A 250-nucleotide genomic window follows, 5' to 3' on the forward strand; every position below is an offset into this window, starting at 1 on the left:
GTTTCCGTCTACTGCATCGAATGAAAGAATCGTACAAGCATCTTGTACTACTGCAATAGTTTCGGAATAGCCTAAAATTGAAGCTGGTTGTGGTATAGGACTTTCCATCTTATCAATCTTCTTCTTATTTTCTTTTTCTTCACTGGCATTGACTTGATGCACTACAATCCCTACGACACCATACTTAGCGAAAAACTGTCTTAATCGTCTACTAGTTTGTGTCATAGCATATCTATCAAGTTTGCCCTGC

At 38.4% G+C, this 250-nt stretch carries 1 protein-coding gene; it reads right to left on the minus strand.

Annotated elements, in window-relative coordinates; translation table 11 throughout:
• Positions 1 to 225, minus strand: a 225-nt coding sequence (locus R0J88_RS22165) for a hypothetical protein (protein ID WP_410901196.1), incomplete at its 3' end; no start/stop codon positions are given.
• Between the last annotated feature and the right edge of the window lie 25 nt (positions 226 to 250).

The sequence above is a fragment of the Pseudoalteromonas sp. SIMBA_162 genome (assembly GCF_046535955.1).
GTDB classification, from domain to species: Bacteria; Pseudomonadota; Gammaproteobacteria; order Enterobacterales; family Alteromonadaceae; genus Pseudoalteromonas; species Pseudoalteromonas marina.